This window comes from Candidatus Eisenbacteria bacterium (assembly GCA_035577985.1).
GTDB lineage: Bacteria > Desulfobacterota > Binatia > DP-6 > DP-6 > DATJZY01.
In genome coordinates this window covers 1-3,192 of record DATJZY010000087.1, presented here as the reverse complement: position 1 = coordinate 3,192, position 3,192 = coordinate 1, and the positions used below count along the sequence as shown (strand labels likewise).

The window sequence follows — 3,192 nt, the reverse complement described above, 5'->3', positions numbered from 1 at the left end:
GATCAAGCAGCTGATCCTCACGCGCATCCCGCAGCAGCGCATGGGCCGCGCCGAGGAGGTCGCCGACGTAGTCGCCTTCCTCGCGACGCGCGGCAGCTACGTGAACGGCACCGTGATCCACGTCAACGGCGGGATGTTCGGCGGGTAGGAAGCGGATGGAGCGTTCTCGCGCGCTTCTGCGCTCCGCCGCCACATTGCTCTGCGGGAGTCTGCTCGCTCTCGCCGCGACCGCGGACGACGATGGACCCGAGCAAGTCTATTCGGGATCGCAGGTCGCGATCGCGGAGGAGCGATGGGGAGCCGTCTACGACGGCCTGAGTCGCAGGGCTCAGCAGTCCTTCGAGGACGCGATGGTCCACGTCGCCCAGCACATGGCAATGCTCGGCATTACCGATCGTCGGTCGGCGAGAGACTGGTTCATCCGGGTGGTGCCGAAGACTGCGCAGCTCCGCGCCCTGTTCGAGGTGAAGGAGTACTCCGTCTCGTCCGTCGATCGGAAGGATGGAGAGGCCGTACTCCATGTGGTGGAGAAGGGAAAGGCCGAGTCCCGTGCGATTCGCATGGTCGAGGAAGATCGGCTCTGGAAACTCGACGTGGGGCTGTAGCTCCCACGATCACCCCGTGGTGCCGCCGCTTCTGATGTTCGTCGCAGTCCTGCTATCTGCCTGCGGTTCGGGCGAGAGCTCATCGACCGGGATGCGAGTCATCGATCTCACTGCCGGATCGGGCTCGCGAGGGGAATACCGGCTGACGGTGCCCGAGCGCTACCTGATGCACAGCGATCCAAACGTTTTCTTTCTCAAGGCGGCGTATCCGGGAATGGTCCCCTACTCGAAGGAGATCCGGCAGCGGTTCTACAAGGAGAGTGGCGGGAGGGCGGAGATCACGTCTTGATCTGGCTGGAGCTCAACACGATCTCGCCCGTCGACGTGGAATCGGGTCGAGTGGGCGATCGGAACGATGCCGGTCGCTTCATGCTCGAGAACTACATCCTGAAAAAACTCGAGGCCAGTCCGTTGACGGAAGCGACCCACTCTCCCGAACGCGTCACCAAGTATGTCGGGTCGCGGGACTACGAGACGTTCTACGTGCTGCGCCAGCAGGATGGCAGGGTCACTGCCGTGAAGTGTCAGGTCACGAGGTGCAAGGCGCTCACGACCTGGAAGGGAATGTTCGCGATCACGTATTGAGTTCGGTAAGGGCCACTTCGTCGACATGGTCGATCTCGACCGGTCGCTGCAAGCGCTCGTTGCCTCGTCGTACGGGATGGAGTCGAATCCCGCCGACCACCATCGAGCGCGAGGAGTTCCTACACGGGCGCGAGCGCGGTGCCGCTCGTGGTCGACATCCACGGCTGGACGGCGACGGACGAGATCCAGCGCGCGCTCTCCGGCTTCCTCGCGCTCTCCGACGCGCGCGGCTTCATCGTCGTCTATCCGCAGGGTGTCGGGAACGCGTGGAACGGCGGCGTCTGCTGCACGAACACGCCGACCGACGTCGAGTTCATCCGCGCGATGGTCGCGCAGATGCACGTCGAGGCGAACATCGACGCGCGGCGCGTCTACGTGACCGGCCTCTCGAACGGCGGCGCGATGACGCATCGCCTCGCGTGCGAGGCCGCGGATCTCTTCGCCGCAGCTGCGCCGCTCGCGTTCCCGATCTCGCTGTCTCCGCCGTCGAGCTGTCAGCCGTCGCGTCACATCCCGGTGCTGACCTTCATGGGCCTGACCGACATGCTGGTCGCCTACAACGGCGGCACGTGGCCGTCGGCGGCGGCGACGTTCGCGCACTGGCGAAGCACGGATGCGTGCGGGACCGGAACGCCCGAGGTCCACATCGCACAGGGCAACAGCTACTGCGACACCGACACGAGCTGCGCGGACGGCGTGCAGGTGGGGCTCTGCAGCATCACCGCGCAGGCCTTCCCGGGGCAATTCTACGACGGGCACATCCTGTATCTGAATCCCGACTACAACCTCGCCGTGCTCGCGTGGGATTTCATGTCGCAGTTCACCTTGCCGCCGCCGGCTCCCGAGGTGCCGGCGCTGCCGCTCGCTTGGTGGCCCGTCGCCGCGGGTGCGCTGCTCGCGGCCGCGACTCGGGTCTACTCGACGTCGAGGAAGTCCCGATCCCACGCCGCGACTTGATCGACCCAGCCCCATCGCATCGGGAGACGCCGCGAGTCTCCTTCATGTAGCTCCCACGCCAGAACCGCGAGTGCCGACCACGCGTGCCACGCTCGGAGCCGCCTGCGATCGAGCTGGAGTCTACGCGTTCGCTCGTACTCTCGAATCATGGTCTCGGCGAACGGCTCGCAGGTGAACGCGTACCGGAGATCGCGGTGGGGATCTCCGATGCGCGCGTGGGTGAAGTCGAAGGCGCCGAGGACCTGCTTCCCATCCTCACTGAAGCCCGCATTGTGATGGCAGAAGTCGTCGTGGAGCAGAACCGGAGGGACGCCTCCTCGTGGAGCCATGGCGCAACCCGCAGCAGGTCCTCGAGCAGACTTCGCCTCTCCGGTGAATCGAGGCGCCCTCGTAGGCGCGTTTCGATCCAGCTCGCCGATGGCGGCCAGAACGATCTCTCGAACCCCATCGCGCTGGCCGTCTCCAACGGGAACAGCTCGTGGAACTCCGCCAGGAAACGACCGAAGTGGCTTGCGATCCCCTCTTGCGACACCGCATCGAGGCTCGCCCACCACTCGAAGGCGACGGGCTCGCCCGGAGCCTTCTCCAGGATGTCGAATTCACCCGTCGCGGTGATGAACAGCGGAGTGGGAACGCCGAGCGAGACCCGCCCGCGCACGTGATGCAGCAGCCGATGCTCTCTCCGGAAGAGATCTCGTACCGGTGCGGAGTTGGCACGTCGGACGACGCAGCCGCCGACCGACCACACCGTCTTGTCCTCGCTTCGCGCCCGCTCCTCGATGGGCTCGCCCAGCAGCTGCGGCGCCGATGAAGAGAGCAAAGCCGCGATCTCTTCCAGCTCGCGCGACATCTCGCCCTCGCGTGCGCCTAGGCCCGCTCCTCCTTCGCGAGCAGCGCGCGCACGGTCTCCTGGTGCGCGCGCGTCGTGAAGGTGTTCGGCTCGGCGTACTCCTCGAGCAGCAGCGTGTGCTCGAAGGGCGCGTCGCAGGCGGCGCGCAGGATCGGCTTCGTCATCGCGGGCACGTGCTCGGGCAGCTTCGCGATC

The 3,192-nt window shown here is 66.1% G+C and carries 5 protein-coding genes; 4 read left to right on the top strand and 1 reads right to left on the bottom strand.

The window, feature by feature from the left end:
- Positions 1-350 precede the first annotated feature (350 nt).
- From VMS22_12475 to VMS22_12460, 4 genes are all read left to right on the top strand, one after another.
- Positions 351-605, top strand: a complete 255-nt coding sequence (locus VMS22_12475) for a hypothetical protein (protein ID HXJ34840.1) — start codon at positions 351-353, stop codon at positions 603-605.
- Between the two features lie 16 nt (positions 606-621).
- The gene (locus VMS22_12470) at positions 622-894 is read left to right on the top strand and encodes a hypothetical protein (protein HXJ34839.1); all 273 of its coding nucleotides are present in this window, start codon (positions 622-624) and stop codon (positions 892-894) included.
- A complete protein-coding gene (locus VMS22_12465) occupies positions 891-1,190 on the top strand; it encodes a hypothetical protein (protein ID HXJ34838.1) in 300 nt (99 codons plus the stop codon). The genes VMS22_12470 and VMS22_12465 overlap by 4 nt, the downstream gene beginning before the upstream one ends.
- Before the next feature lie 138 nt (positions 1,191-1,328).
- Positions 1,329-2,147: a PHB depolymerase family esterase gene (locus tag VMS22_12460; protein ID HXJ34837.1), complete on the top strand. Its 819-nt coding sequence runs from the start codon at positions 1,329-1,331 to the stop codon at positions 2,145-2,147.
- Positions 2,148-2,292: 145 nt separating this feature from the next.
- Here the strand turns inward: VMS22_12460 and VMS22_12455 are convergent, their stop codons facing one another.
- On the bottom strand, positions 2,293-2,997 hold the full coding sequence (locus VMS22_12455; GenBank protein HXJ34836.1) for a phosphotransferase: 705 nt from the start codon (positions 2,995-2,997) through the stop codon (positions 2,293-2,295).
- Positions 2,998-3,192 lie beyond the last annotated feature (195 nt).

Coding starts and splice junctions, on each gene's coding strand:
- VMS22_12475 (HXJ34840.1), top strand. CDS start 351: ATGGTCCACGTCGCCCAGCACATGGCAATGCTCGGCATTACCGATCGT.
- VMS22_12455 (HXJ34836.1), bottom strand. CDS start 2,997: ATGTCGCGCGAGCTGGAAGAGATCGCGGCTTTGCTCTCTTCATCGGCG.